General features: G+C 45.7%; 25 protein-coding genes and 1 riboswitch. Of the genes, 3 read left to right on the top strand and 22 right to left on the bottom strand.

The genetic code is table 11. The features are described 5' to 3' along the window. Window positions 1-4: 4 nt before the first annotated feature. The 5 genes from D7Y06_RS04525 to D7Y06_RS04505 form a co-directional block, all read right to left on the bottom strand. Window positions 5-1,975, bottom strand: a complete 1,971-nt coding sequence (locus D7Y06_RS04525; RefSeq protein ID WP_120406647.1) for a fructose-1,6-bisphosphatase — start codon at window positions 1,973-1,975, stop codon at window positions 5-7. Next, window positions 1,968-2,729: a 4-hydroxy-tetrahydrodipicolinate reductase gene (dapB, locus tag D7Y06_RS04520; protein WP_120406646.1), complete on the bottom strand. Its 762-nt coding sequence runs from the start codon at window positions 2,727-2,729 to the stop codon at window positions 1,968-1,970. Before dapB ends, D7Y06_RS04525 begins: the two co-directional genes overlap by 8 nt. A gap of 11 nt (window positions 2,730-2,740) precedes the next feature. Then, window positions 2,741-3,625, bottom strand: a complete 885-nt coding sequence (gene dapA / locus D7Y06_RS04515) for a 4-hydroxy-tetrahydrodipicolinate synthase (protein WP_120406645.1) — start codon at window positions 3,623-3,625, stop codon at window positions 2,741-2,743. A 148-nt stretch (window positions 3,626-3,773) separates the two neighbouring features. After that, window positions 3,774-3,947: riboswitch (Lysine riboswitch) on the bottom strand. A gap of 102 nt (window positions 3,948-4,049) precedes the next feature. Then, complete coding sequence (locus D7Y06_RS04510) at window positions 4,050-4,535, bottom strand: cob(I)yrinic acid a,c-diamide adenosyltransferase (protein WP_120406711.1); 486 nt, start codon at window positions 4,533-4,535, stop codon at window positions 4,050-4,052. Window positions 4,536-4,634: 99 nt separating this feature from the next. Continuing rightward, complete coding sequence (locus D7Y06_RS04505) at window positions 4,635-5,261, bottom strand: single-stranded DNA-binding protein (RefSeq protein WP_120406710.1); 627 nt, start codon at window positions 5,259-5,261, stop codon at window positions 4,635-4,637. A gap of 291 nt (window positions 5,262-5,552) precedes the next feature. Here D7Y06_RS04505 and typA point away from each other — a divergent pair, with 291 nt between their 5' ends. Beyond that, complete coding sequence (typA, locus tag D7Y06_RS04500; RefSeq protein ID WP_120406644.1) at window positions 5,553-7,382, top strand: translational GTPase TypA; 1,830 nt, start codon at window positions 5,553-5,555, stop codon at window positions 7,380-7,382. Window positions 7,383-7,773: 391 nt separating this feature from the next. Here the strand turns inward: typA and D7Y06_RS04495 are convergent, their stop codons facing one another. The 15 genes from D7Y06_RS04495 to D7Y06_RS04425 all read right to left on the bottom strand — a co-directional run bounded on the left by D7Y06_RS04495 (window position 7,774) and on the right by D7Y06_RS04425 (window position 22,231). Beyond that, window positions 7,774-8,352, bottom strand: a complete 579-nt coding sequence (locus tag D7Y06_RS04495; protein ID WP_120406643.1) for a hypothetical protein — start codon at window positions 8,350-8,352, stop codon at window positions 7,774-7,776. A 148-nt stretch (window positions 8,353-8,500) separates the two neighbouring features. After that, a complete protein-coding gene (locus tag D7Y06_RS04490) occupies window positions 8,501-9,715 on the bottom strand; it encodes an LL-diaminopimelate aminotransferase (protein WP_120406642.1) in 1,215 nt (404 codons plus the stop codon). Between the two features lie 36 nt (window positions 9,716-9,751). Continuing rightward, window positions 9,752-10,588 carry a diaminopimelate epimerase gene (gene dapF / locus D7Y06_RS04485; RefSeq protein WP_120406641.1) on the bottom strand — a complete coding sequence of 279 codons (837 nt, stop codon included), beginning with the start codon at window positions 10,586-10,588 and terminating at the stop codon, window positions 9,752-9,754. A 25-nt stretch (window positions 10,589-10,613) separates the two neighbouring features. Next, window positions 10,614-11,159, bottom strand: a complete 546-nt coding sequence (locus tag D7Y06_RS04480; protein WP_120406640.1) for an ANTAR domain-containing response regulator — start codon at window positions 11,157-11,159, stop codon at window positions 10,614-10,616. A gap of 15 nt (window positions 11,160-11,174) precedes the next feature. Then, a complete protein-coding gene (glnA, locus tag D7Y06_RS04475; protein WP_120406639.1) occupies window positions 11,175-12,506 on the bottom strand; it encodes a type I glutamate--ammonia ligase in 1,332 nt (443 codons plus the stop codon). A 12-nt stretch (window positions 12,507-12,518) separates the two neighbouring features. After that, window positions 12,519-13,301: a phosphoribosylformimino-5-aminoimidazole carboxamide ribotide isomerase gene (gene hisA, locus D7Y06_RS04470; RefSeq protein WP_120406638.1), complete on the bottom strand. Its 783-nt coding sequence runs from the start codon at window positions 13,299-13,301 to the stop codon at window positions 12,519-12,521. Window positions 13,302-13,305: 4 nt separating this feature from the next. After that, complete coding sequence (locus D7Y06_RS04465; protein WP_120406637.1) at window positions 13,306-13,665, bottom strand: Hpt domain-containing protein; 360 nt, start codon at window positions 13,663-13,665, stop codon at window positions 13,306-13,308. Window positions 13,666-13,692: 27 nt separating this feature from the next. Beyond that, window positions 13,693-14,088 carry a response regulator gene (locus D7Y06_RS04460; protein WP_120406636.1) on the bottom strand — a complete coding sequence of 132 codons (396 nt, stop codon included), beginning with the start codon at window positions 14,086-14,088 and terminating at the stop codon, window positions 13,693-13,695. A 28-nt stretch (window positions 14,089-14,116) separates the two neighbouring features. Then, a complete protein-coding gene (locus D7Y06_RS04455; protein WP_158591238.1) occupies window positions 14,117-15,196 on the bottom strand; it encodes a response regulator in 1,080 nt (359 codons plus the stop codon). Window positions 15,197-15,245: 49 nt separating this feature from the next. Next, window positions 15,246-16,679, bottom strand: coding sequence for a PAS domain-containing sensor histidine kinase (locus tag D7Y06_RS04450; RefSeq protein WP_158591236.1), 1,434 nt, complete (start codon window positions 16,677-16,679; stop codon window positions 15,246-15,248). Window positions 16,680-16,730: 51 nt separating this feature from the next. Then, complete coding sequence (locus D7Y06_RS04445; RefSeq protein ID WP_120406633.1) at window positions 16,731-17,540, bottom strand: CheR family methyltransferase; 810 nt, start codon at window positions 17,538-17,540, stop codon at window positions 16,731-16,733. Between the two features lie 12 nt (window positions 17,541-17,552). Further along, window positions 17,553-18,626, bottom strand: coding sequence for an HD domain-containing phosphohydrolase (locus D7Y06_RS04440; RefSeq protein ID WP_120406632.1), 1,074 nt, complete (start codon window positions 18,624-18,626; stop codon window positions 17,553-17,555). Window positions 18,627-18,637: 11 nt separating this feature from the next. Then, a complete protein-coding gene (locus D7Y06_RS04435) occupies window positions 18,638-20,083 on the bottom strand; it encodes a sensor histidine kinase (RefSeq protein WP_120406631.1) in 1,446 nt (481 codons plus the stop codon). A gap of 51 nt (window positions 20,084-20,134) precedes the next feature. Next, on the bottom strand, window positions 20,135-20,815 hold the full coding sequence (locus D7Y06_RS04430; RefSeq protein ID WP_120406630.1) for a methylated-DNA--[protein]-cysteine S-methyltransferase: 681 nt from the start codon (window positions 20,813-20,815) through the stop codon (window positions 20,135-20,137). 66 nt (window positions 20,816-20,881) lie between these two features. Continuing rightward, the gene (locus D7Y06_RS04425; RefSeq protein ID WP_120406629.1) at window positions 20,882-22,231 is read right to left on the bottom strand and encodes an MATE family efflux transporter; all 1,350 of its coding nucleotides are present in this window, start codon (window positions 22,229-22,231) and stop codon (window positions 20,882-20,884) included. A gap of 146 nt (window positions 22,232-22,377) precedes the next feature. On the opposite strand from D7Y06_RS04425, the gene guaB reads away from it, so the two are divergent. Both guaB and D7Y06_RS04415 read left to right on the top strand, forming a co-directional pair. Continuing rightward, window positions 22,378-23,838 (top strand): IMP dehydrogenase, encoded by a 1,461-nt coding sequence (gene guaB, locus D7Y06_RS04420; protein WP_120406628.1) that lies wholly within the window; start codon window positions 22,378-22,380, stop codon window positions 23,836-23,838. A 13-nt stretch (window positions 23,839-23,851) separates the two neighbouring features. Further along, window positions 23,852-24,700, top strand: a complete 849-nt coding sequence (locus D7Y06_RS04415) for a serine hydrolase domain-containing protein (protein ID WP_158591234.1) — start codon at window positions 23,852-23,854, stop codon at window positions 24,698-24,700. 12 nt (window positions 24,701-24,712) lie between these two features. Here the strand turns inward: D7Y06_RS04415 and D7Y06_RS04410 are convergent, their stop codons facing one another. Then, window positions 24,713-25,204, bottom strand: coding sequence for a phosphatase PAP2 family protein (locus D7Y06_RS04410; protein WP_120406626.1), 492 nt, complete (start codon window positions 25,202-25,204; stop codon window positions 24,713-24,715). A 33-nt stretch (window positions 25,205-25,237) separates the two neighbouring features. Further along, on the bottom strand, window positions 25,238-25,981 hold the full coding sequence (locus D7Y06_RS04405) for a hypothetical protein (RefSeq protein ID WP_158591232.1): 744 nt from the start codon (window positions 25,979-25,981) through the stop codon (window positions 25,238-25,240). Between the last annotated feature and the right edge of the window lie 7 nt (window positions 25,982-25,988).

Raw genomic sequence — 25,988 nt, 5'->3', positions numbered from 1 at the left:
TCCTTTAATACACAAAATCCTGGGCGTTTTCTACAATCAAACCAGTACGGTATGCGGTGAGAAGCTCCTCCAAATCCTTTACCGCTTCCTTCATTTCCTTTCCGGTATCCGTATCCGCCACAGTCATCCTCTTATCCACCTGCTGCACAATGCGCATCTCCGAGTGGATGTCACTGCCCTCCTGCACCGCTTTTTCCACAGACTCAAAGGGTTCGTGGGCTGCCAGAACAAGACCGTAGGAATTAAAAATCAAGGTATATCCTGCAATCCCGGTTTTTCCCTGGTATGCTTTGGAAAATCCCCCGTCGATAATCAAAAGCCTTCCGTTACACTTCACAGGGGACTCCCCGTGCTTTGCCTCCACGGGAATATGGCCGTTAATAATGTGGGCATCGCTGCCCCAAAGGCCGAACTCTTTTAATATATTGTCCACAACCTCTTCCTTCTCCAAAAGACGGTAGTATGGATTTTTCGGCTCTTTATGGGTTTCCTTATCCGCCACAAAGTACCGTTCATAGGTGGTCATTTTCCCCTTCCCGAATACAGGGGAATTTTTATTTTCCCAGATAAACCAGAGAATGTCTAGCCCTTTCTGCTTCTCTTTTGGGTCAATAGAGTAGTAACCCTTTCTGGCATACTTTTCTAAAACATCGTAGAGCTGCCGTCCCGCATACTCTTTCCCGTAAATATTAACTTTCTGGAAACTGCCATCCTCGTTTAAGGGCACGCACCCGTGATACAAAAGATTGCCGTTATACACATTGTACAGGCTTCCCTTGGTAAAAAGAAACCTCACATGGCGCTGCAGTTTCTCGCAGTTTAAAAAAGCCCCACGAAGGCGTTCCACCGCCTCTTTTTCGTCCGTGGAAAGAGCATAGGGGTCATTTTCGTCCAGGGTGGGAAAAACAGTATCCTTCAGGGGATATTCCTTTCCGTAAACCTGCACAGTACCCTTCTTTAAATCCATCTTATCCAAAAACATCCGATCCACCATGTCAAATTCCGGATGCCTTTGTATCATCTGCCCTTCCAGCTTAAACTGAATCACAGCGATTGCCTTGTGCATTTTTTCATCTAACAGGGCATCCCTCACATCATAGTCGCCCTCTCTGTAATCCACCTTAAAACACTTGCACTCATCTTTCTCATAACGGCTTAGGGCTAGTCTTGCCAGGGGCACAAGATTAATTCCGTAACCGTCCTCCAAGATGTCAAGATTGCCGTATTTTGCAGCGATTCGGATGACATTTGCAATGCAGCACACACTGCCTGCCGCCGCCCCCATCCAGAGTACATCATGATTTCCCCACTGGATATCCACAGAGTGGTGCTCCATAAGAGAATCCATTACCATATGGGGATAGGGCCCCCTGTCAAAAATATCTCCCACCACATGAAGATGGTCCACCACCAGCCGGCGAATCAAATTGGCAAAGGCGATAATCAGCTCCTGGGCCCGTCCCGTCTCAATAACAGAATTGACAATTTCATTAAAATATGCCTCCTGGTCCGACATATCCGGCCTTCCCGTGATAAGCTCCTCAATGACATAAGCAAAATCTTTCGGCAGGGCTTTCCGCACTTTGGACCTGGTGTATTTGGATGCGGCATTGCGGCAGATATGAATCAGACGGTAGATGGTGACCCGATACCAGTCATCCATATTTTCCTCAGACTTTGCCACCTGCTCCAATTTCAGCTCCGGGTAGTAAATCAAAGCCGCCATAGCCTTTTTGTCCGACATAGAAAATGTATTTCCAAATTCATCCTCTATCTTTCTGCGGATTGCCCCAGATCCGTTTTTTATCACGTGAAGATATTGGTCATATTCCCCGTGAATATCCGTAATAAAATGCTCCGTACCCTTGGGAAGGCTCAAAATCGCCTGGAGGTTAATAATCTCCGTAGCCGCCGATGCAATGGTGGGATATCTTTTGGACAAACTTTTTAAATAGCGCAAATCTCCATCATTCATGCACTACAACCTCCCGCATATCATAAGCGCCGGGAGCCTTTCCTTTTAAGAATTTGGCCGCCTCCACGGCACCTTTTCCAAAAATCGCCCTGGAATATGCCGTGTGCTTTATCTCAATCACTTCATCCCTCCCGGCGAAAATAATTTCATGTTCCCCCACAATACTGCCGCCTCTCACAGCGGAGATGCCCATCTCCTTAGCATCCCTCTTGGCCCGCTCCCTGCTTCTGTCGAATTTGTAATCGTAGCTGTTGTCCATCACACGGTTCATAGCATCCGCTAAAGCAAGGGCCGTGCCGCTGGGAGCGTCCAGTTTCTGGTTATGATGTTTTTCCACAATCTCCACATCAAACCCTGCAGGGGCCAAAGCCCGGACTGCCTGCTCCAAAAGCCCAAAGAGGGTATTGATGCCCAGGGACATATTGGCGGAGCGCAAAACAGCGGCTTTTTTGCTGCACTCCTCCACTTTCAAAAGCTGGCTCTCGCTAAGCCCTGTGGTGCAAAGCACTACGGGAAGGGCTTTTTCCATACAGTAGGAAATCACCTCATCCACTGCCCCTGCGGTGGAAAAGTCAATTAAAGCATCCGCGTCAATATTACATTCTTTCAGGGACGAAAATACAGGATACTCGTTTTTTCCCTGGTCAAAAACATCCACCCCGGCCACAATTTCCACTGTCTCATCTTCCCTGCAGATTTGTGAAATCACCTGACCCATTTTCCCGTTGCAGCCGTGCATAATAATTTTTGTCATTTACCTTCCTCCTAGAGTAAACCGTATTCCTTCATAACCTGCGCCATTTTTGCTTTCTTCTCCTCCCCCATTTCACATAAGGGCGCTCTTAAGGGACCTGCATTCATTCCCATAAGATTTAAGGCCTCTTTTACTGGGATGGGATTTACCTCGGAAAACAGGGCCTCCACCAAAGGCTGTGCCTCCAATTGAAGCTGCATAGCCCCGTTAACATCTCCATCTAAAAATTTCATACACATATCGTGTACTTTTTTCGGTGCCACGTTTGCCCACACTGAGATAACCCCCAGGGCCCCCAGAGCCATGAGCGGTGTTACGATCCCGTCCTCCCCGGAGTACATATCCAGCTTTCCTTCTAAGAGATACATGGTTTTTGCCGCCTGTGCCACATTTCCCGTGGCCTCCTTTAAGCCCACGATATTGGATTTTGCCTTTACCAGTGCGGCAACCGTCTCAGGCATAAGGTTGCACCCGGTACGCCCCGGCACATTGTACATGATGATAGGCGCTTTCACCGCATCCGCAATCATACTGTAATGTTTCACAAGTCCCGCCTGGGTAGCCTTATTGTAGTAGGGAGTGACAATTAAAAGCCCGTCCGCCCCGGCCTCTTCCGCCTCTTTAGAAAGCTGCACGGCTGTGGCAGTACAGTTGGAGCCTGTGCCTGCCACCACCGGAACCCTGCCCCGGGCAAAATGGATGGCTTCCTCAATAACTTTGCTGTGTTCCTCCATGGTTAGGGTGGAACTCTCCCCGGTAGTCCCTGCAATAATAATACAGTCTGTTCCATTTTTTACCTGAAAATCAATGAGTTCCTCCAATTTTTCGTAATTTACCTCCAGATTTTCTTTCATAGGTGTTACAATGGCTACACCTGAGCCTTTAAAAATTGGCATAGTACACTCCTCCTGTGCATAGAATCCAGCAGGGAAGATTTTTCTCCCTGCTCACCGTGCGGGGCGTATGCCATATAACGGCGAATTTCCATGTGCGCCCCTGCACAAAAATACCGGCTCCTATCAGAGCCGGTGTAAACTTTCTGTTTCCTCTGATAGCGCACCATCTGAAAAGATGACAGTTATGTACTTCTTCAATACATCCCCAAGAAAACCTTTGCAGGAAACATTTTCTTTCGGCGCTCTCCCCCTTCGCTTATCTTCCTCTGTGCCTGCCACATCCGGTAAGCTACTCATGAATCACGCAACCTCTATCCGACTATTCAATTATTCGATTACTTACAATATAACACTCCACCTATCCCTTGTCAACCAGGTATTTAAACGCTTTCACTCGCTTTGCCCGAAAAGGCAGCGGCCGGCCTTACGGCTCTGTTACAATATGATACACTTGGTCTGCCAAAGGTCTTAATTCCTCCTGAAACACCCGCCCAGTGAGAACCACTTCCATCCCTTCCGGTCGGGCAAGAATCATATTTTTCAATTCCTCCAGCTCAATAAGGCGGTTATCGATAAGCCCAAGCACTTCGTCCAGCACCAAAAGATCACATTCCCCGGTAGAGAGCACTTTTCTGGCAAAATTCATGCCGTTTTTAATATTTACGGCCTCCTCCTCCTGCTGCTCCCCGGAAAGTTCATTAAAATATTCCTGGGATTTTTCAAAGCGGAAAAATTTAATCTCCGGTTCCAGTCGTTTTAAAAACTCCATTTTCTGATTGGATTTCCCCTTCAAAAACTGAATGATAAACACATCTTTCCCCTCTGAAACAGCCTGGATTGCCGTCCCCAGGGCAGATGAAGATTTTCCTCTCCCCTCGCCGTAATATATTTCCACTCTTCCTGTAGCCATATAAACCTCCCCTGTCTTTGACAGTTCTATCTTTTGAAACATTTTCTGAAGATAAAAAATTTCTTTTAAAATAACACAATCCCGGGAAAAAAGCAAATTTTACTCAAATCTTTCTATTTTACTTACGGAAACCTCATATGCAATCCGCTTCTCCGTCTCATTTTCATTTATTTTTTTCACATACTCCCTGCTCTGGATTCTTCCCCAGATTTCCACGTGGCTTCCCACTTCAAAACCCGAGGCAAACCTGGCGTTTCTCCCCCAGCAGATACATGGAATATAATCCGACTTCCCGTAAGAACGGTTTACCGCAATCAGCAAATCTGCAATCTCCCTTCCCAGAGGCGTTTTCCTGTAAATCGGCTCCTTGCATATGTACCCGTCCAGATAAATCTGATTGCTCTTTAACTCGTCGCTCTCTTCCTCTATAAATTCCAGTTCCCTTGCAAATACAGATAAAACCAGGCGGTTTTTCTTTTCCTCGTGGCGGTTGTATGAACGGAACTGCCCCAGGACATAGATAAGATTTCCCTCATAATTTTTTGTCACATCCACAATGCGTTCCGACACCATCACTGGGATAATGTCCACAAAATTGCTGAGACGGTTTACGGACACATCCACCATATAAAATCCCTCTCCGTAAACCTCGTGGCTGTATTGGAAATCCGATACGATAGTCCCCACAATTGATACCTGATTGTTTTCAAAAATTTTATCTGCCATGAATTTTTCTCCCTTCCTCCTGCCGGCGTTTTCCACCGGTGTTTTGTACATCGACGGCATATCGATCTGTTTGTTAATATTATGCCACAATTTTTCCTTTAGAACATCTTTTTTGGCATAGGATACTTCTAATTTTTACCATGAAAGGAATACAAAAAGTCGCAGATTTTGTCGATAATATCCAGGAAAAATTTGAGCGCATTTTTCCTTGCTAATATGGCAAAATGTGTTATAATAAGAAGTCGGTCATGTATTTTTTTACAGTTCCAACATTTAGAAAGAGGGATTTTTATGAAAATGAAACGAGAGGATATCCGAAATATTGCCATCATCGCCCACGTAGACCACGGGAAAACCACGCTGGTGGACGAGCTTTTAAAGCAAAGCGGCGTATTCCGGGAAAATCAGGAAGTACAGGAACGTGTGATGGATTCCAACGATATTGAAAGGGAAAGAGGAATCACCATCCTTTCCAAAAACACTGCCGTATTCTATAAAGATACAAAAATAAACATTATTGACACCCCGGGACATGCGGACTTCGGCGGCGAGGTGGAACGTGTCTTAAAAATGGTAAACGGTGTTATCTTAGTTGTAGATGCTTTTGAAGGGGTTATGCCCCAGACAAAATTTGTCCTGATGAAGGCATTGTCCTTAGACCTTCCGGTAATTGTCTGCGTCAACAAAATCGACCGCCCCGAGGCAAGGCCCGAGGAAGTCATCGATGAAGTACTGGAACTGTTTATGGACTTAGATGCATCCGACGAACAGTTAGACTGTCCTTTTATCTTTGCCTCTGCCAGAGACGGCTATGCCATGAAAGACATCAACGAGCCAAAGACAGATATGACAGATTTATTTGACACCATAGTAGACTACATCCCTGCCCCGGAAGGGGACCCTGAAATGGGCACACAGGTTTTAATCAGCACAATCGACTACAATGAGTATGTGGGACGCATCGGCGTGGGAAAAGTGGATAACGGAATCCTTAAAGTCAATCAGGATGCTGTTCTTGTCAACCACCACGAAAAAGAAAAACAGCAGAAAGTCCGCATCAGCAAACTCTATGAGTATGACGGATTAAACAAAGTTGAGGTATCGGAGGCCAAAATCGGCTCTATTGTAGCCATCTCTGGTATTGCAGACCTCCACATCGGAGACACCATCTGTTCCCCGGAGGCCCCGGAGGCGATTCCTTTCCAAAAGATTTCGGAACCCACATTGTCTATGAATTTTATTGTAAATGACAGCCCCTTTGCGGGACAGGAAGGCAAATTTGTTACCTCAAGACATATCCGTGACCGTCTGTTCCGGGAATTAAATACGGATGTCAGCCTTCGGGTGGAGGAGACGGACAGCCCCGACAGCTACAAAGTCTCCGGCCGTGGAGAACTCCATCTCTCAGTGCTCATTGAAAACATGCGCCGGGAAGGCTATGAATTTGCCGTGAGCAAGGCGGAAGTTTTGTATAAGGAAGATGAAAACGGGAAAAAGACGGAGCCCATGGAACTTGCCTACATTGATGTCCCCGACGACTTTACCGGAGCGGTAATTTCCAAATTAAGCGCCAGAAAAGGCTCTCTTTTGAATATGAAGAGCATCAGCGGCGGTTACACCCGTCTGGAATTTAGAATTCCTTCCAGGGGCCTAATCGGCTACCGTGGGGAATTTATGACAGACACCAAGGGAAACGGCATTATCAACACCATCTTTGACGGCTATGAGCCCTACTGCGGGGATATTGAATACCGGAAAGAAGGCTCTCTCATCGCCTTTGAAACCGGGGAATCTGTTACCTACGGCCTCTTTTCCGCACAGGATCGGGGAACCTTATTTATCGGAGCCGGGGAAAAAGTATACTCCGGCATGGTTATCGGTTCTTCCTCCCGGGCAGAGGATATTGAAATTAATGTGTGCAAGAAAAAACACCTTACCAACACCCGCTCCTCCTCCGCAGACGAAGCGCTGACCCTGGTGCCCCCCAGGATTTTAAGCTTGGAGCAGGCCATTGATTTTATTGACGTGGATGAGCTTTTGGAAGTAACGCCGGAAAACCTGCGTATCCGGAAACGTATTTTAGACCCCACCTTAAGAAAACGGGCGGGATTTAAGAAATAAAGGGACTTTGCCAGACTGAAAAACTGGGCCGGTACTGTGATGTGATTACACAGTATCGGCTTAATTTTTAATTTTATAACCCATTTTCCAAAACCTCTGCTACACCCTCTCATGCTAATCTTATTATTGTATGAAGAACGTGAAAACAGTCAATATTGCAGTATAAAAAGTGCATGGAAATGTAAAAAGGATGCAATAACGCAAATGCACGGATTGACCAAAACAAATCGCTTATATTCAGAACATAGTACCGTTAACCTTGAAGGAGGATACGCTGAAAGTGATCCAATGTATAACGAGAAACATTATTCAAATTATTATTAAAACAATCAAACTAAATACAGGAGATGATATACACCATCCCCTGTATAATTTCTCTTATTTACCCTTTTCAATCCAACACCACATTGACAATGCAGATTTCTGCTGCCTGCAGTTCATCTGCTACAGAAGTCCCCCATATTTCTACCAGTTGTCCCGTAGCCAAATCGGATACCGTTCCATTTTCAGTCTCGAATCTGGCACCGCCGTCATAAATATTTTTTATCACAAACACTGTATTATCATCGTATGTAACCCTAACCTTGTTAAATTCGGAATCATCATCGCCTGCCGGTGTCTCCATAACATATCCGCTGTCTTCGTCTTTTTGTGTAATTGCCTCAACTACAGTAAGCTCTTTGCCCTGAATGTCCTTAATGGTTCCTTCCAAATCGGGAGGGGCTGTATTTATCTCGCCGTCATTTGCCTCAGCCTGAGTTCCAGGATTCCCTTTGTCTGGATTTTCTGTGTCCGGTTCCTCATTTAAAATATTATCTACTGCATTGTCTTCAGAATTTACTTTACCTGCTTCCTCCTGATTCTGACTCTCATCCGAAACCTGTCTTATCCCTTGGCAGGCACAAAGCGTAATGCCTGTAACACACAAAATTCCTGTCAGCATAAGGACTTTTATAACTCTGTTTTCCATTTTGCTCTCCTTTCGATGCAAAGATTATAATTTTCAATAAGCTTATCCTACCAAATGAATCTCTAAGCATCCTCTAAGTTATCAAAGAGAACAATTCCCCATATCGTCAAGCCCTCAGGCCTTTCTGTGTCATTATTTTACTGCATTCCTACAGCTTCTTTATCCTCTCAAGGGCCGCCGCCGTATTTTCATAACTTCCAAAGGCCGTAAGCCTAAAATATCCTTCCCCGCTGGGCCCAAAGCCGGAACCCGGGGTGCCCACCACATTGGCATTTTCCAAAAGGTAGTCAAAAAACTCCCAGGACGTCATTTTATCCGGGGTTTTTAACCAGATATAGGGGGCGTTTACCCCGCCAAATACGGTGTATCCCGCATCGCTTAACCCTTCCTTGATAGCAGCAGCATTATTCATGTAATAGGCCACCTGCTCCTTTAACTGTGCCTTCCCCTCCGGGGAATACACCGCCTCCCCGGCCCTCTGCACAATGTAGGGTGCGCCGTTAAATTTTGTCCCGTGGCGTCTGGCCCACATGTCACGAAGGGATACTCCGTTGCATTTCAGGTCTTTGGGCACAACGGTAAAGCCTAAGCGCATCCCGGTAAATCCCGCATTCTTAGAAAAACTCCTGATCTCAATGGCGCACTCCCTTGCCCCCTCACACTCATAAATGGAATGGGCCACGTTGTCCTCCGAAATGTAAGCCTCGTAAGCGGCGTCATAGATAATCACTGCCCCCGTTTTCTTTGCATATTCCACCCATTCCGAAAGCTCAGACTTTGTGATAGTGGTTCCTGTGGGGTTATTGGGCAGGCAGAGATAAATAATATCCGGGGTTTCCTTTGGAAATTCCGGCACAAAATTGTTTTCTGCGGTGCAGGGCATATAAATCACATTGCTCCACATCTCCGTATCCCTGTTATACACCCCGGTTCTTCCCGCCATTACGTTGGAATCCACATACACCGGGTACACCGGATCGCACACGGCAATTCTGCACTCCGGCCCAAATATTTCCTGAATATTTCCGGAGTCGCTTTTTGCCCCGTCGGATACAAAGACTTCATCTTCTTCTATATGGCAGTTCCTTGCCTTATAATCATTTTCCACAATGGCTTTCCGCAAAAAATCGTAGCCTAAATCCGGGGCATATCCCCGAAATGTCTCCGCCGCCCCCATCTCATCCACTGCGGCGTGGAGGGCTTTTATAATGGCAGGGGCTAAGGGAAGGGTCACATCCCCGATTCCCAGGCGGATTATATTTTTATCCGGATTTGCCTGGGTAAAAGCGGCAACCTTTTTTGCAATAGTACTGAATAAATAACTTCCCGGTAACTTCTGGTAATCTTCGTTTATCTGAAACATATTTTTTTCTCCTTATCCTGTGGCTTTTGTCATTTTTTATACGTCAATTTCCCCTTCAAACACAATGGCTGCAGGGCCTGTCATATACACGTTATTTTCCTCTCTGTCCCACTGAATCTTTAAATCTCCCCCCAGAAGATGGACGGTAACTTCATCCTCCGTATATCCGTTTAACATAGCCGCCACACCTGCGGCGCAGGCTCCCGTTCCGCAGGCCAAAGTCTCCCCGGAGCCCCGCTCCCACACCCGCATCCGAAGGTGCTTTTTGTCTAACACATTGATAAATTCCGTGTTTACCCGTTTGGGAAAACAAGGATGATTTTCAAAATCCGGCCCGATGACAGGCAGGTCCAGGTTCCTCACTTCCTCCTCCAAAAAAGTGACACAGTGGGGATTCCCCATAGATACGCAGGTCACCTGGTACGTGTTTCCCTTTACCTCTAAAGGCATATCCACACATTCCCTGCCCTCCGCCAAAACAGGTATCTTTTCCGGGAGAAGCTCCGGTTTTCCCATATTCACTTTTACCAGGGAAACTTTGCCCTCTTTTAGGGTAAGCTCCAGATACTTCACGCTCCCCCCCGCCTCCACGGTTATCTCTGTCTTGTCCGTAAGGCCTTTGTCATACACATATTTTGCCACACAACGGATGCCGTTTCCGCACATCTCACCTCTGGAACCGTCCGCATTATACATTTCCATCTCAAAATCTGCCGCTTTTGAGGGTTTTATGAGAATCAGCCCGTCGGAGCCCACGCCGAAATGGCGGTCACTTAACTTTACCGCCGTCTCCGCAGGATTTTTCACCTGCTCCTTAAAACAGTCCACATACACATAATCATTTCCGATTCCCTGCATTTTCGTAAATTTCATAATACTCTCCTCTCAAAACCTGATATCAGCCATTCATCAGGCTTAAAATCATCTGGGCCGTCTCCAAAAGCCCGGTTCCATTGTCCATACTGCGTTTTTGTATGTAACGGTGGGCCTGTTCCTCTGTCATCTGGTTCCGCTCCATTAAAAGCGCCTTTGCACTGGAAAGAAGCTCCTCCTCCTCCTTAGACCTCTGCCTTGGCCTTTTCTTATTCCTTTTATTTCTCCGGGACAATTCCCCCGCCATCATTTCCAGGGTCTGCAAAAGTTCATGAATCCGAAGGGGGGTTTTTAAACACACAATATCCTCCCTCTCCCTGGCATCACAGATATCCGGGGAAGCCACAAGGAGCATTTCAAAACCAGGGGGCAGATAGTCGTGAAGTTCCTGGTACATCATATCCGCAAAATGATATCCGCACACCACAATGCCCCCGGAAAGCTCCTGCATACACTGCAGGGCCCTTGCCCCGGTGGTGCACACGGCTTTTACCTCAAAACCGCTTTGCATAAGAATACGCTTAATATTTTTTCCGTTTTCCGGCCTGGGAAAAACAATTATAACATTCATATTCTCTTACCCAAATCAGATTTTATACAGATAACTGGCTATTTCCCACTGGGAAACCTGGGCGCAGTAACTTGCCCACTCCGCCTCTTTTTCCTCAATAAATTTTTCACTGATATGTTTCCCCAGCACTTCCCGGATAAAAGATTCCTCCTTAAAACATGCGATAGCTTCCCCTAAGTCTGCAGGGAGAAGATTTGCCTTCTTTTCCCCCATTTCCCGGCACTGCATGTCAAACACATCTCCCGTCACCTGGGGGGGCGGCACAATTTTATTTTGGATGCCGTCAAGCCCTGCGGCAAGACATATGGCTAACACCAGGTAGGGATTTGCGGAAGGGTCGGGACAGCGCAGCTCTATCCTTGTGGACTCCCCTCTGGAGTGGGGAACCCGGATCAGGGAAGTGCGGCTAAATGACGACCAGGCAATGTGGATAGGCGCCTCAAACCCCGGCACCAGGCGTTTATAAGAGTTTACCAGAGGATTGGTAATAAGGGCCATCCCTTTTATGTGCTTCATAATCCCCCCGATAAAATAGTATGCCTCAGGACTTAGCCCAAGCTCCCCCGCCGGGTCGTGAAAGATATTTTTCCCGTCTTTGGAGAGGGACATGTTCACATGCATACCGGAACCGTTCATCCCCTGTTTGGGTTTAGGCATAAAGCTTGCAAACATCCCGTGGCGCTTGGCAATGGTTTTTACCGCCAGCTTAAAGGTCATAATATTGTCCGCCGTCTTTAATGCCTGGTCATATTTAAAATCAATTTCATGCTGGGCGGGGGCCGCCTCGTGGTGGGAGGACTCAATCTCATATCCCATATCCTCTAAGGTCAAAACCATATCCCGCCTGGCATTTTCCCCTAAATCCATAGGGCCGATATCAAAATACCCAGCCTTCTCATGGGTGATGGTTGTGGGCCTTCCCTCCTCGTCTGTGTGGAAGAGGAAAAATTCACACTCCGGGCCTGCGTCAAAGCGGTATCCCGCCCTGGCAGCCTCCTCCATTACCCGTTTTAACACCTGACGGCCGTCCCCCTCAAAGGGCGTCCCGTCGGGACGGTAAATGTCGCAGATGACCCTTGCCACCTTTCCCTGCTGAGGGCGCCAGGGAAAAGTTACAAAGGTATCCAAATCGGGACAGAGATACATTTCGGACTCCTCCATGCGCACAAAACCTTCAATATAGGAAGCGTCGAACATACACTGGTTATCCAGTGCCTTTAAAAGCTGGCTGGATGTGATTGCTATATTTTTCAGGGTGCCAAATGTATCCGTAAACTGCAGGCGGATAAATTCCACATCCTCCTCTTCCACCATGCGGATAATATCCTGTTTTGTATATTTACCCATCTTTGTCTCCTCTCATTTTCTTTCCCTGATAAACTCAAGGACTTCCCTGTATTTCATGGTTCCCCCAAACAAATCCAGTGCAGAGCCCACGGTAACGTTGAGCCTGCCCTGCCCTGCCTCATACAAACTCTCTAAATCCTTAAAAGTGCCTATCCCCCCGGCATAAGTGACAGGAATTTTCCCCCAGTTTCCCAAAAGCTTTGCCAGCTTTTTTTCAATGCCGCTTACTTTTCCTTCCACATCCACGGCATGAACTAAAAACTCATCTGCATAGCCCCTAAGCTCCTCCAAGAGTTCCCGGGTCACTTTCTCCTGGGTAAACTTCTGCCACCGGTCCGTGACGATATAGTAATCCTCCCCCCGTCTGCGGCAGCTTAAATCTAGGACGAGATGCTCTTTTCCCACTTCGGATACCAGTGTCTTTAAGTTCTTATAATTTACCTTCCCCCCGGAAAACACGTAGGAAGTCACCACCACATGGCTTGCCCCTTCCCTTAAAAAATCAGAGGCATTTTCCGCTGTAATGCCGCCCCCCACCTGAAATCCCCCGGGGTAGGCGTGAAGGGCTAAGAGAGCCTGCTCCTTGGTCTTTGCATAAAACTGGCTGTCCTTTGGGTTTAGTAGAATAATATGACCGCCTTTTATGCCGTCTTTCTTATAAAAACGGGCGTAATATTCCCCGTCCATCTCCGAGACAAAATTTTCTTTGGCCAAATCCCCCTTATCCCTTAAACTGCTTCCCACAATCTGTTTTACTTTTCCATTGTGAATGTCAATACATGGACGAAATTCCATCTGCCTAACCCTCCAGGGTATTTAAAACTTTTGCTGTTCTCTCGTACTCTTCCGTCACTTTCGGCATCCACTCCTTTGCCTCCTCATAATTCTCGTGGCGGAGCCCCTCTGTCACTTTTCCCGCCGCCTCATAAAGGGCATCCAGTGAAAGGTTTCCGCTTAACCCTTTTAAGGCGTGGGCCCCCTCAAAAGCTTCCTTGTAATCCTCTTTTTCCATGGCAGTTTTCAGTCTCTCGTAATTGGTGTCATTAGAAAACTTTAAAAGAAACCGCATCAGCAGTTTTTCATTTCCCATAAAACGGTCCAAAGCCGAATCCACATTGACACCAGCATCTACTAACTCTCTTTTTTTATTCTCATCCATTTTAATTTCTCCTCTTTACAATTATTCTCAGGATATCAATCCTAAATTTCTTAAAATATTGTCAAATTCTTCCACGTCGATAGGCTTCCCCGCATAGGCTTCACACTCCAATTTCTTCGCCTTGTCCACCACACGCTCACCGCTTAAGGCGGTAGCCATAATAATTTTCACCCGGTCTTCCTTTTCCACTCCCCTCTCCGCCTCATCCTTTCGGATGGCCTCTAAGGCCTGATAACCGTTCATCACAGGCATCATAACATCCAGGCAGATTAAGTCGTAAGGCTCCTCATCCTCCAAAGCCATAAGGTAGGCGTTTACCGCTTCCTCACCGTCCACAGTGGCATCACATTCGCCGTACTGGGAAAGATATTTATCCATAAACTTCCGGCTGGCAAAATCGTCCTCCGCCAATAATATTTTCATGTTACGCTCTCCTTTCCTGTCCTTTTTATCAGTCCGTGCGCATTTGTTTTACCACTTTATTAAACACTTCGATAATACGGGAATCATATGCCTTTCCGCTTCTCTCATTCATAATCCGCACACTTTCCTCCAGGGAAAGGGGCTCACTTTTATACCGTGCCCGAAGCAGGGCGTCAAAATCATTTGCCACCGCCGTAATCCTGGCAGCTAAAGGGATATCCTCACCGGACATGTTTTCCGGGTATCCGCTTCCATCCCACTTTGCATGGTGGTAACGGCAGATTAAAACGGCCATATCAAGAAAGCGGTTTCCCTCGTTTGCCCCAAGCTCCTCTAAAAGTTTTGCCCCCTCCTCCGTGTGATGCTTCACGAAAGCTTTTTTCTGTTCTTCCTTGGAACGGTAATCATCTAAAAAAGTCTCATCGGGCATAAGGATATTTCCAATATCGTGGAGCCTTGCAGACACCCCTATGGTATCGATAAATGCATTGTTTACCATTTTCTCATACTTGGGCACAAGCTGAAGACACTGGGCCAAAAGCCTGCTGTTATATCCCACATTCTTTAAATGGCTTCCCTCATGGGCATTTCTTCTCTCCGCCACAGTCTGAAGGGCTAAAAGAACCTTCTCCTGCTCCTTCTCCATCTGCTTTTTCTGCTCCGTCACCATTTTGTGCATCATGCGGTTGTAGTCTTCCATCTCCCGCTTAGCGTAATAGCTGTTCATCTGGTTTTTCACGCTCATAATCACTTCGATGGGCTCAAAAGGCTTGCGGATAAAATCCACTACCCCCGCCTCAAATGCCTTCTTTTTATCGGCGCTGGAATCCGCCACCGTTGCAAAAATAAGGGGGATATCCCTTGTGAGGGGATTGCTCTTTAACAGCCTGCAAAACTCCAGCCCGTTCATCCCCGGCATGGAAAAATCTGTGAGAATAAGCTGGGGCATATTCTCCTTCATCAAATCCAGGGCCTCCTGCACACTTAGGGCACACAAAGTCTCATATCCCTGGGATTTTAAAATCTCCTGTAGGATTTCCACATTCATGGTAATATCGTCCACAATCAGTATTTTGGGCTGTTCCTGCTTTTTCATTGCTCCGTCCACGAAAAACACCTCTTTTCCTTTTTTCCTGTACATAACAGCGAAAACGCTGTTATCCCAGTTTTTCCTCAAATGCAGCCTTTATCTTATCACAGGCCGTCATGCTCTTCTCGTAATTTTCTTTCCGGACAGCCATCTCCATGCGGAGTATGGGGTTTTTAAAGTCTTTTCCCCCGTTTTGCAGTAAAACTTTAATACTCTCCGCCAATGTCTCCGCCTTTTCCCAGGAACCAAGCTCAATGGAGAGAATGAGTTTTTCCATCCTCTTTTCAAACTCCGCCACATTGTCCGGGGAACCAAATTCCATAAAGTCTTCCGATGCATCCTCCTCCATATCTCCGGTAAGGGTATTCCACTTGTTGAAGGCATCCTTTAAATCCTGACTCTCATTTACGTTCTGGCTTGTATGCAGCCTGACGTTAAAGGAAAATGCGCTTCCCTTTCCCTTTTCGCTTTTCACATGTACCGTTCCGTTCATCATTTCCACTAGCTGCTTTGTAATGGAAAGACCAAGGCCCGTTCCCCCGAAACGCCTGGTAATGGAGGCATCCGCCTGGTTAAAACTCTCAAAGAGGGAATCCTGCTGCTCCTTTGTAATTCCGATTCCCGTATCTTTTACCATAAAAAATAATTCAATCTCATCATTCACCTGCATGGTCTTGCTGATATCCACGCTGATTTGCCCCATCAGTGTAAACTTCACTGCATTGGAGAGGAGGTTATTTAAAATCTGTCCGATTCTAAGGCCGTCCCCGATAATAAACTGGGGAATGCTGTCGTCCACATACACATTGAAATTTAATTCTTTTTTATTAATTTCCGTCATGTGGGTGGCAAATACCTGGTCTATTAACTTATAGAAATCAAACTCCTCCTCATTTAAGGAGAACTTTCCCGACTCCATTTTGGAAAAGTCAAGGATATTGTTGATAATCGCCGACATACTGTCACAGCAGTAAAGGATAATGTCAAGGGTCTTTCTCTGGTTTTCATCCTCTATCCCGTCTAAAAGGGTGGTCACATGGCCCCTGATGCCGTTTACCGGAGTCCGAAGCTCATGGGTGACGTTTGCGGTAAATTCATTCCGAAGCCTGCGGTTCATATCCTCCGCCTCTTTTAATTTCCGAAGCCGCACATCCATATCTTTATTCCAGGTCAAATCCTCCGCAAAGAGATAACCTGTTTTATCCTCCGTAAAAAGAAACCGGAGGGAGACAGGAAAACAGGAACTGTTTTTCCGGTACATCACCGTCTCCTTTTTATCTGTGAGCTTTGCCGCATCAAAGGGCGCAAACACCTGATTTTCCACCTGGAACTCCTGCCAGAAAATCTCAGTCAGATTCCTATCCTTAAGTTCCTCTTCACTGTAGTCTAATTTTTCCCTGGCAGACTTGTTGCCGAACAAAATTTTTCCCTGCTGGTCAAAGGCAATCACAATCTCAAATGTCTCTTCAATAATTCCAAAATCAATATTTGTTTTTTCCATTGCCGTACCCCTCATCCTCTCTTTCAAGCGTTTTTTGTGCCAAACCGCTCTTTATACCAAAGGTCTTCTGTAAATAGAAGAACCCACATATTCCAGTTTTGCCGCACTTGCATCAATGGTCTCGGTCATACCGGTAATCAAGTATCCTCCCGGCTCCAAAAAGCCCCGGATACGCTCTATCAAATCCCTGTTTACCTCCTCCTCCAGATACCGCATCACATTCCGCAGAAAAATAACATGGAGTTTGTTTTTAAAAGGGAAAGGATTGATTAAATTAAATTGACGGAAAATTACGTTTTTCCGGATATCCTGTTTCACTTCAAACTGTTTCTCATTTACTTTTAAAAAGTAATCTTTTATCCAGTGTTTGGGCAGTCCCTCAAGCTGCTGCCTTCTGTATATCCCTTTCACCGCTTTCTCCAGGGCTTTTCTTGACAAATCCGTTGCCATAAGCCCCGTATCCCACTCCTCATAGGCATCCCCGAAAAATTCCCTTAAAAGCATAGCTATGGTGTATGGTTCCTCCCCTGTGGAAGCCCCTGCACACCAGATTCTCAGATTTTTTGTAGCGGTTTCTTTTTCCCTTAATTCCGGCAGTATTTCATCCCTGAAATAATAAAACTGCTCTGGCTCTCTGAGAAAATATGTGTGGTTTGTAGTAATCCGGTCAATGAAATTCTGTTCCTCCGTGCCAAGCATTTCATATTCCACAATATTCATATATTCATCGTAACTCTTGAATCCCTTGGCCTTTAGATAATTGTCCATTTTCTTTTCCACAAGAGCTTTCTTCTGCCCCAAATCAAGACCGTACCGCTCCGACGCAAAATCTGCTATTCTTGAAAATTCACTTTCTGTCATGGTAAATACCTCTTACCCTTTCATCTGCTTTTCGATTTTAAAGAATACATCCAGAAGATAGGGGTCATACTTTTTCCCCCGGCCAGACTCCATAACGGAAAGGGCGTCTCCCCGTTTGTAGGCAGGACGGTAACAGCGGTTCCTCAACATGGAATCAAAGGTATCCGCAATGCGCACAATCCTTGCCGTCAGAGGTATCTCCTCTCCTTTCATCCCATCGGGATACCCGCTGCCGTCAAAATTTTCATGGTGGGAGCGAATCACTTCCACCGCAATTTTAATCATCTGGTTATTCTCTATATTATGGTACACTTCTCTGATAATTTCATACCCGGAAGTGGTGTGGGTATTGACAATCCTTCTCTCCTCCGCTGTGAGGGAATCCGGTTTTTTCAAGATATCTCTGGGAATGGTTATTTTTCCAATGTCGTGAAGGGACGCCGCCACCCGGATTCCCTCCACAAAGTTCTCGGAAATTTGGTTGGCATACCGCTCTGTAAAGTTTAACGCCTCCGCAATAAGCCTGGCATTTTCCGCCACGTTCTCCTGATGCTCCATGCCTCCAAACAGCTCTCCGTCCTCCCCCAGACGTGCAATTACAGTGAGAAGCCTTTTTTGTTCTTCCTTAAACTCTTTCGCCTGCTCGCTGATGATTTTATTCATCTTTTTTTTGTCTTCTTCAATGCGTTTCTGCTTGGCGTAAATCCGCATATGCTTATTGATAATCAGCTCCATATCCTCGTACAAAAAAGGCTTTCCGATAAAATCAATTCCCCCGGAATCATATGCCTTTTTTCTGTCCCCCGGGGTATTGTTTGAGGAGATAAAAATAATGGGAATATCCCTTGTCTCCGCATAGCCCTTTAACACATCGCAAAACTGATATCCGTCCACATCCGGCATCACAATATCAAGGAGTACCATATGGGGCATCTCCACATAAAACTGGTTGACTGCCTCCTTGGCGCTTGTGGCAGTCAGTGCCGTATACCCCATTTTCTCCACGCACTTTTTTATGATTGTAATATTGATGTCCACATCGTCTACAATCAGTATCTTTGGCACTTTTCCATCAATCAGTTCCATAAAAAACTCTCCTAATCCTCTTGTAAAACCTTATTTAACTCCGTCTGAATGCCCTCTAAACCGCTCAGGCTCTTTTCATAATTTTCTTTCCGCACCGACATCTGCATACGGAAAATTTTATTCTTTATCTCCTTGGGTGCTTCCTCGCAGAGCTTCTTAACATTTTCTGCAAACTGCTCCGCCCTTCCCCAGTTTCCCATCTCAATACACAGGGTAAGCTTCTCCATATTTTTAGAAATCTCCTCCCTGTTTTCCCTTGTGCCAAACTGATAAATCTGTTCCACATCCAAAGTGTCCTGGGATTGTCTGATTTCCGCCCGAAGCTCATCCAACATCGTAATCTTTTCCAAAACTTCACTGCTTCCGTCACTGTTTCCGTCCACGTCCAAAAGAAGCGTAAACCGGAATGTGGAGCCCTTACCCTTTTCGCTTTCCAAATCAATGGTTCCATGCATTAAATCAATGAGCTGTTTTGACACGTAAAGCCCCAGCCCTGTCCCGCCGTACTGCCTGGTGACAGAGCCGTCCACCTGGGAAAAACTTTTAAACATCTTTTCTTTTTCCTCCGCAGTGACGCCGATTCCCGTATCTATTACGAAAAAGGTCAATTCCACCTGATGGTTTTTCTGCATGGTGCGGTACACTTCTATCCTCACGTAGCCGATAGAGGTAAATTTCACCGCATTGCTCACCAGGTTATTTAAAATCTGGCCGATGCGGAGCTCATCCCCGATAAGTGTCTCAGGGATATCATCGGAGACATAGGAGGAGAGGGTAATCCCCTTTCCGTTGGCAATGGTAATACTGGTGTCCACCACGTTTTTCACACATTTCCGGATGTCGAAAGGTTCCTCCATTATCTCAAATTTCCCCGCCTCTATTTTAGAAAAATCCATCATATTATTAATTATTTTTTCCATATTTCCGCAACACTGGAGAATAATATCCATAATTTTCCTGGTATCAGCATTTTCCTCCTGCTCTAAAAGATTTGTCACATGTCCCTTAATCCCGTTTACCGGGGTACGGAGTTCATGGGTGACATTTGCAACAAATTCATTTCTGGATTTAATGCCCTCTTTTATATGAGATTCCGTTTTCACCAGCTGCACAATAGCCTCTTCCGTCTGCTGCAGATTATAAATTGTGGCAATATTCACGCTGATTTCTTTTATCTGAAAAACGGAACTTCTTACCAAAGCCGGAAAACTGGTATGGTTTGCCCGACAGACTATGGTATGTACTTTCCTTCCCCCTATTTTTTCCATATAGGTCTTAATATCCCTGTCCTCAGGAAACATGGCGGAACAAATCTGACGGATATTTGTGTCCTGCCACTTATATCCCAGTTCCTCTTCCCCGCCCTGGCTCATAAAATACAGGATTCCCTCATTGTCAAATACAATGGTGATTCCAAACTGATTATTCAAAAGCTCCTGAATCGCATTTGCATTCATAATTATCCCGGTTCCTTTCCTGCTTCCCTAAAATCCTGCATACCTATTATTTTACTCTGAATCCTGCCTGTTTGTCAATGTATAACCCAGTCCGTAAACAGTCTTCATAAATTCTATGCCATATTTATTTAAATCCACTTTTCCGTCCACCACTTCGATTCCCTCTTCCAAAAGAAGCTTTGCCTGGGCCCCCGCCCCTCCAAATGCAAACTCCCCGGAAAGTTCCCCCTTTGCGTTTACCACCCGAAAACAGGGAATCCCCTCCGGGTCAGGATTTTTGTGCAGTGCATTTCCCACTGCCCTGGCCATCTTTTTATCCCCGGCAAGTTCCGCAATCTGGCCGTAGGTCGCCACCCTGCCCTTTGGAATTTTTTTCACTGCCTCATATATCTTTTTTGAGGGACTGTATGTCACGATATGATAACTCTCTTCTATCATCCGTTTTATGTCCCTGTCCGGGATTGTCCCGTCTAAAATTATGGTATTCCAACACTCCTTATTCTGATGCCATCCTGCAACCACAGATTTGTATGTACTACGCCAGAAATCCCTCCACTCAGGATCTGCTTTTACATTCAGATTCATAAAACCGTCTCTCTCATATGTCCAGAGGAATGCTTTTTTGCTGCCCTGCACCCGAACTAACTGCCAGTTATCGTCATGGAAGGGAGCGTCCTGGTAGGTGTCCGGAAATGACAGGCCGTATGCCAGTGCCTCTTCTCTTGTTTTCAATTGAGAACCTCCTTAATTTCCGTCTTTAAATAATGTTTTTTTCCATTCCCTTTTTCAAAATAAACTCTACGCTTCAAACCCATGCACCCAATCGGAGCGCAGATAGTAAATTAGATAGATCACAGAGCTGATTCCCCAGGTAAGGGGATATGCCCAGTAGATATAACGGATTTCACCGGTGAGGCGCATAACTATAATAATGTAAAGGATACGCACCACACACCAGACAGAAAGCATCACGCACATGGGCACAAAAGCTTTTCCCGCCCCCCGGCACACAGCCGCAACGGAATGGGAAAAGGCCAGCAGACAGTAAAACAGCGCAACGGTGCGGGCCTGCTGCACCCCAAAGGCAATAACGCCGGGCGTCTGGTCAAAAAATCCGATGAAAGCGGGGGCAAAAATAAAATAGCAGACACCGATTGCCTCCGCCAGGAGCACCGCCGCAAAAATGCTAAAACGCGCCCCCGATTTTGCCCGGTCATACTGCTTTGCCCCAAGATTCTGGCTGATAAAAGTGGTACATGCCATATTAAAGCTGGTAATGGGCAAAAATGCGAAACCTTCAATTTTCGCATGAGTGCCGTAGGCCGCCATAGCCAGCTTGCCAAAGGAATTAATCTGGGACTGCACAATAACATTTGCAAAGGCAATCACAGAATTTTGTACCCCGGAAGGCAGGCCGTAACGGACAATCTCAGAGAGCATATCACGGTGAAACCGGATTTTTCTCAGATCCACCGTGAAAATATTACCCTTTTGCAGCAGATAGGCCATACAAAACACCACACTGGCCATCTGGGATAAAACAGTGGCTGCCGCCGCCGACCATACGCCCCAGCCAAACACACCCAGAAACAACACATCCAGCACAATATTAAGGAGAGAAGAAAAGATCAGATAATACAAGGGCCTTCGGCTGTCACCCAGGGCGTTTATAATGCTGCGGCAGATATTATACAGCACCAGGGCCATGGCGCCCAGAAAGTAATAGCGAAAATACTCCACCGCCTGGGGCATTACCTCCGGGTCTGTCTGCATCCATTTTAAAAATGTGGGGGTGAAGGCGACTCCCACCACCGTAAGGAGTATTCCGCTTACAATTCCAAAAGCCAGCACCGTATGGATAGCCCGGGAGACCTCATCTTCCTTTTTTGCTCCAAAATACCGTGAAATAACCACCCCCGCACCCATAGACATCCCTATAAAGAAACTCACCAGCAAAAAAATCAGCGTACCGGAAGATGTAACCGCCGCCAGTGCACTTGTTCCGAGACACTTTCCCACGATAAAGGCATCCGCCGTATTATATAACTGCTGAAAAACCTCACTGAGAAGTGTGGGCAGCGCAAAGCCCAGCATCAGTGAATAAGTATTCCCCTCTGTCATGTCCTTTGTACCCACGGAATTTTTCATCTTGCCACCATCCTTTCAAACACAGGGATATCATACCACATTTTCTCCTGAAAATAAATTGACAATTCCCTTATTTTTTGCTAAAATGATGCATTAATTACCTAAGTAACGTAAAACATATTTCAAAAGAAAGCGAGGATTTAAAAATGGGTACAGTTATCGGCGAAGGCATTACTTTTGACGACGTATTATTAGTTCCCCAGTATTCTGATGTAACTCCGAATATGATTGATTTGACTACACAATTAACCGGCAAAATCCAGTTAAACATTCCTATGATGAGCGCAAGCATGGATACCGTTACGGAACACAGAATGGCAATTGCCATGGCAAGACAGGGTGGTATCGGCATCATCCACAAAAACATGTCTGTTGAAGCGCAGGCAGATGAAGTAGACAAAGTAAAGCGTTCGGAAAACGGCGTAATTACCGACCCATTTTCATTAAATCCGGAAAATACATTGCAGGACGCCGAAAATCTCATGCGCAAATTCCGCATTTCCGGCGTTCCCATTGTAGAGGCTAACAGCAAAAAGTTAATCGGCATTATCACAAACCGTGACTTAAAATTTGAAACGGACTTTACCAAAAAAATCAAAGAGTCCATGACCTCCCAGGGACTGATTACCGCCCCCACTGGGATTTCTTTAGAGGAGGCAAAAGGAATTCTGGCAAAAGCCAGAAAAGAAAAACTTCCCCTGGTGGACAGCGAATATAACTTAAAGGGCCTGATTACCATAAAAGACATTGAAAAGCAGATTAAGTACCCATTGTCTGCCAAAGATGAACAGGGCCGCCTTCTCTGCGGAGCCGGAGTGGGAATCACCCACAATATGATGGAGCGGGTGGACGCTTTGGTGGAAGCCCATGTGGACGTCATTGTATTGGATTCCGCCCACGGCCACTCCAAAAACATCCTTACCGCCTTAGAGCAGGTAAAAACAAAGTATCCAGATTTACAGGTGATTGCCGGAAATATTGCAACAGGAGACGCTGCCAGAGACTTGATTAAAGCCGGCGCAGACTGTGTGAAAGTTGGTATCGGCCCCGGCTCTATCTGTACCACCCGTGTGGTTGCAGGTATCGGCGTTCCCCAGATGACCGCCATTATGGACTGCTACGAGGCTGCCAGGGAATACGGCATTCCCGTTATTGCCGACGGCGGCATCAAATACTCCGGTGATATGACAAAAGCCCTTGCCGCCGGTGCAAATGTGTGCATGATGGGAAGCATGTTTGCGGGATGTGACGAAGCGCCAGGTACTTTTGAGCTTTATCAGGGAAGAAAATATAAAGTCTACCGAGGCATGGGCTCCATCGCTGCCATGGAAAACGGCAGCAAAGACCGCTATTTCCAGGAAGATGCGAAAAAACTGGTGCCGGAAGGGGTGGAAGGACGTGTGGCATACAAAGGCAGTGTGGAGGATACCATCTTCCAGCTTGTAGGCGGAATCCGTTCCGGTATGGGATACTGCGGATGTCCCACCATCCCGGAACTCCATGACCGGGCAAAATTTGTAAAAATTACGGCAGCTTCTTTAAAAGAAAGCCATCCCCATGATATCCACATTACAAAAGAAGCCCCCAACTATTCCATTGACGAATAATCTGGGATTTAAAATGAACAGTAAAACAAGAAAAACTATAATTTTCATGACGGTTATTCTCTGCGCTGCCCTGATTAACAAGGCGGCCGTCCAGAGAAAAATCAATCTTGACGACACAATCGAAACTTCCCTGCCCCTTCGAAAGGGCAGGGAGTATCCTGGGATAAAAGAACTTCTAACCCACACTTCCGGATATAAGGGGTACTATTTTGAAAGCCCCATGATTTCAATTTTTTTTACGGGAAAAAATGATTTCCAGGGCATCACAAAGGAAATGGTATTAGACAAGGTAAATGATTTAAGCATGGAAAAAGAGAGTTACGGTTTTACCTATTCCAACTTCGGGTATGCTGTGTTGGGACTTGTGGTTGAGGCCGTGTATGATGCCGATTATACCACCTTGGCAAATGACTTTATGGAAAAGGAATTGGGGCTTAAAGATACGAAAATTTCAGATAAAAAGGGCGACCTGGGCCATTACTGGGATTGGGAAATAAATGATGCCTATCTTCCCGCAGGCGCTGTCACATCAAATATATCAGACATGCTTGCCTACGCACAAATGCAGATGGACAGCCATCCGTATTTTTCAGACTGCCATAAAAGCCTGAAAACCATACAGGCTTCTACGGAAAATTATAAGACCATGGATATCCATATGGATGAGATTGGAATGGCCTGGATTATTGATAACAAAAACGGGATTATATGGCATAACGGCGGTACGGGAGATTATAACAGTTATATCGGCTTTCAGCCAAAGACAAAAACCGCTGTTGTAGTGCTCTCAAACCTTCCGCCAAATTACCGGATTCCCGCTACCGTGCTGGGGGTTAAATTGTTGCTGGAATTGGGAAAATAGCCTCCCCTTTTCCTACAAAATGTAATAGGCCAGCCCAAAAAGCACCCCAAGGGCTGCCCCGGCCGCCACATCTTTCGGAAAATGCACCCCGCCGATTACCCGGACAAAGGCTGTCAGAATCCCAATGAAAAAGACAGCCAAGCCAACTATCGGGTTTACATAAAAAAATGTCATCCCAATGATAAAAACAGAAAACACATGGCGGCTGGGGAAAGACTTCCCCACAGTGTCTTTTGGAATCAAGGGGGTAATATCCAAAAGTTCATAGGGCCGCCCTGCGGAATACCACCGGCGGAACAAAGAAACCAGGACAAAAGAAACCGCCGGAATTAATACGCAGAGAAACCACTTCTTAGATCCTGTCAAAAAAAGATAGAAAAGAAGCAGAGGATAGGCTGCAAATACCAGCGCCGTCATCCCCCTGTTTAAATATGTAAACCCTTTTAACGCCTTTTCATTTCTCCGAAAAGGTGCCGACCATTTTTCATACTGTTGTTTTGTCATTTTGTTCTCCTGCTTTTTAGATCTTTTCCCTCTCTATTCTCGTGCGAATTCTTTGTCTAATTGGGACTTAATATCTTCACCCACATCATCAGCCCTGTATCCGTGGTAATCTATGTCTCTTTCATTTTGAAAAGCATAATAACAGCCATTTTTCTTTGCGTATAATCTTCCCTTAATCAAAAGGGCTCTATTCAATAATTCCTGTGCTTCCTCATCACACAGATCCATTCTGCTTCCGACTTTTCCTTTTCCGTAGGGATTTTCCCTGTCTGATTTATGCTTTGTATCATTCGCAATGTATCTTCTAATCCCCAATTCTTTTCTGTAATGATTTATATGCTCCTCCTTAGAAAGATTTCTCAGGCTGACCTCCTCATCTGCAACAATTCCCATTATCACCGGTTCGTCAAACAACATATCTGACAGCAGACTGACCAATATATTGTCTATCGCATATGCACACACCAAAGACTCCTTTTCAGCAATCCGGCAGAGATTTCCCTTTTCAAATTGATAGGTTCCTTGATTTGTAAACAGACCAAGAAGGAATGTTCTCTCTTCTCTTGTCTGAAAATTTTGCAACAACTGAATTAGTTTAAAATCAGGACTTATCTCCATTTGAGTATCAATGACTCCTGTTTTTATTTCATGGACATTTGTCACTTCTTCTCTTTTTATCCGTTTACAGATATCAAGAAATTTGTGCATATATTCCATTGCAAGTTCCTTTGTGGCAAATGTATACTGAAATGAGACATCGTTAATCACAGCTATCATTTTTATC

Origin of the sequence: Roseburia sp. 1XD42-69 (assembly GCF_003612565.1) — a bacterium.
Taxonomy (GTDB): Bacteria; Bacillota; Clostridia; order Lachnospirales; family Lachnospiraceae; genus Roseburia_B.
The sequence above is the reverse complement of the archived record's forward strand: the minus strand, read 5'-3'. Positions and strand labels throughout refer to the sequence as shown.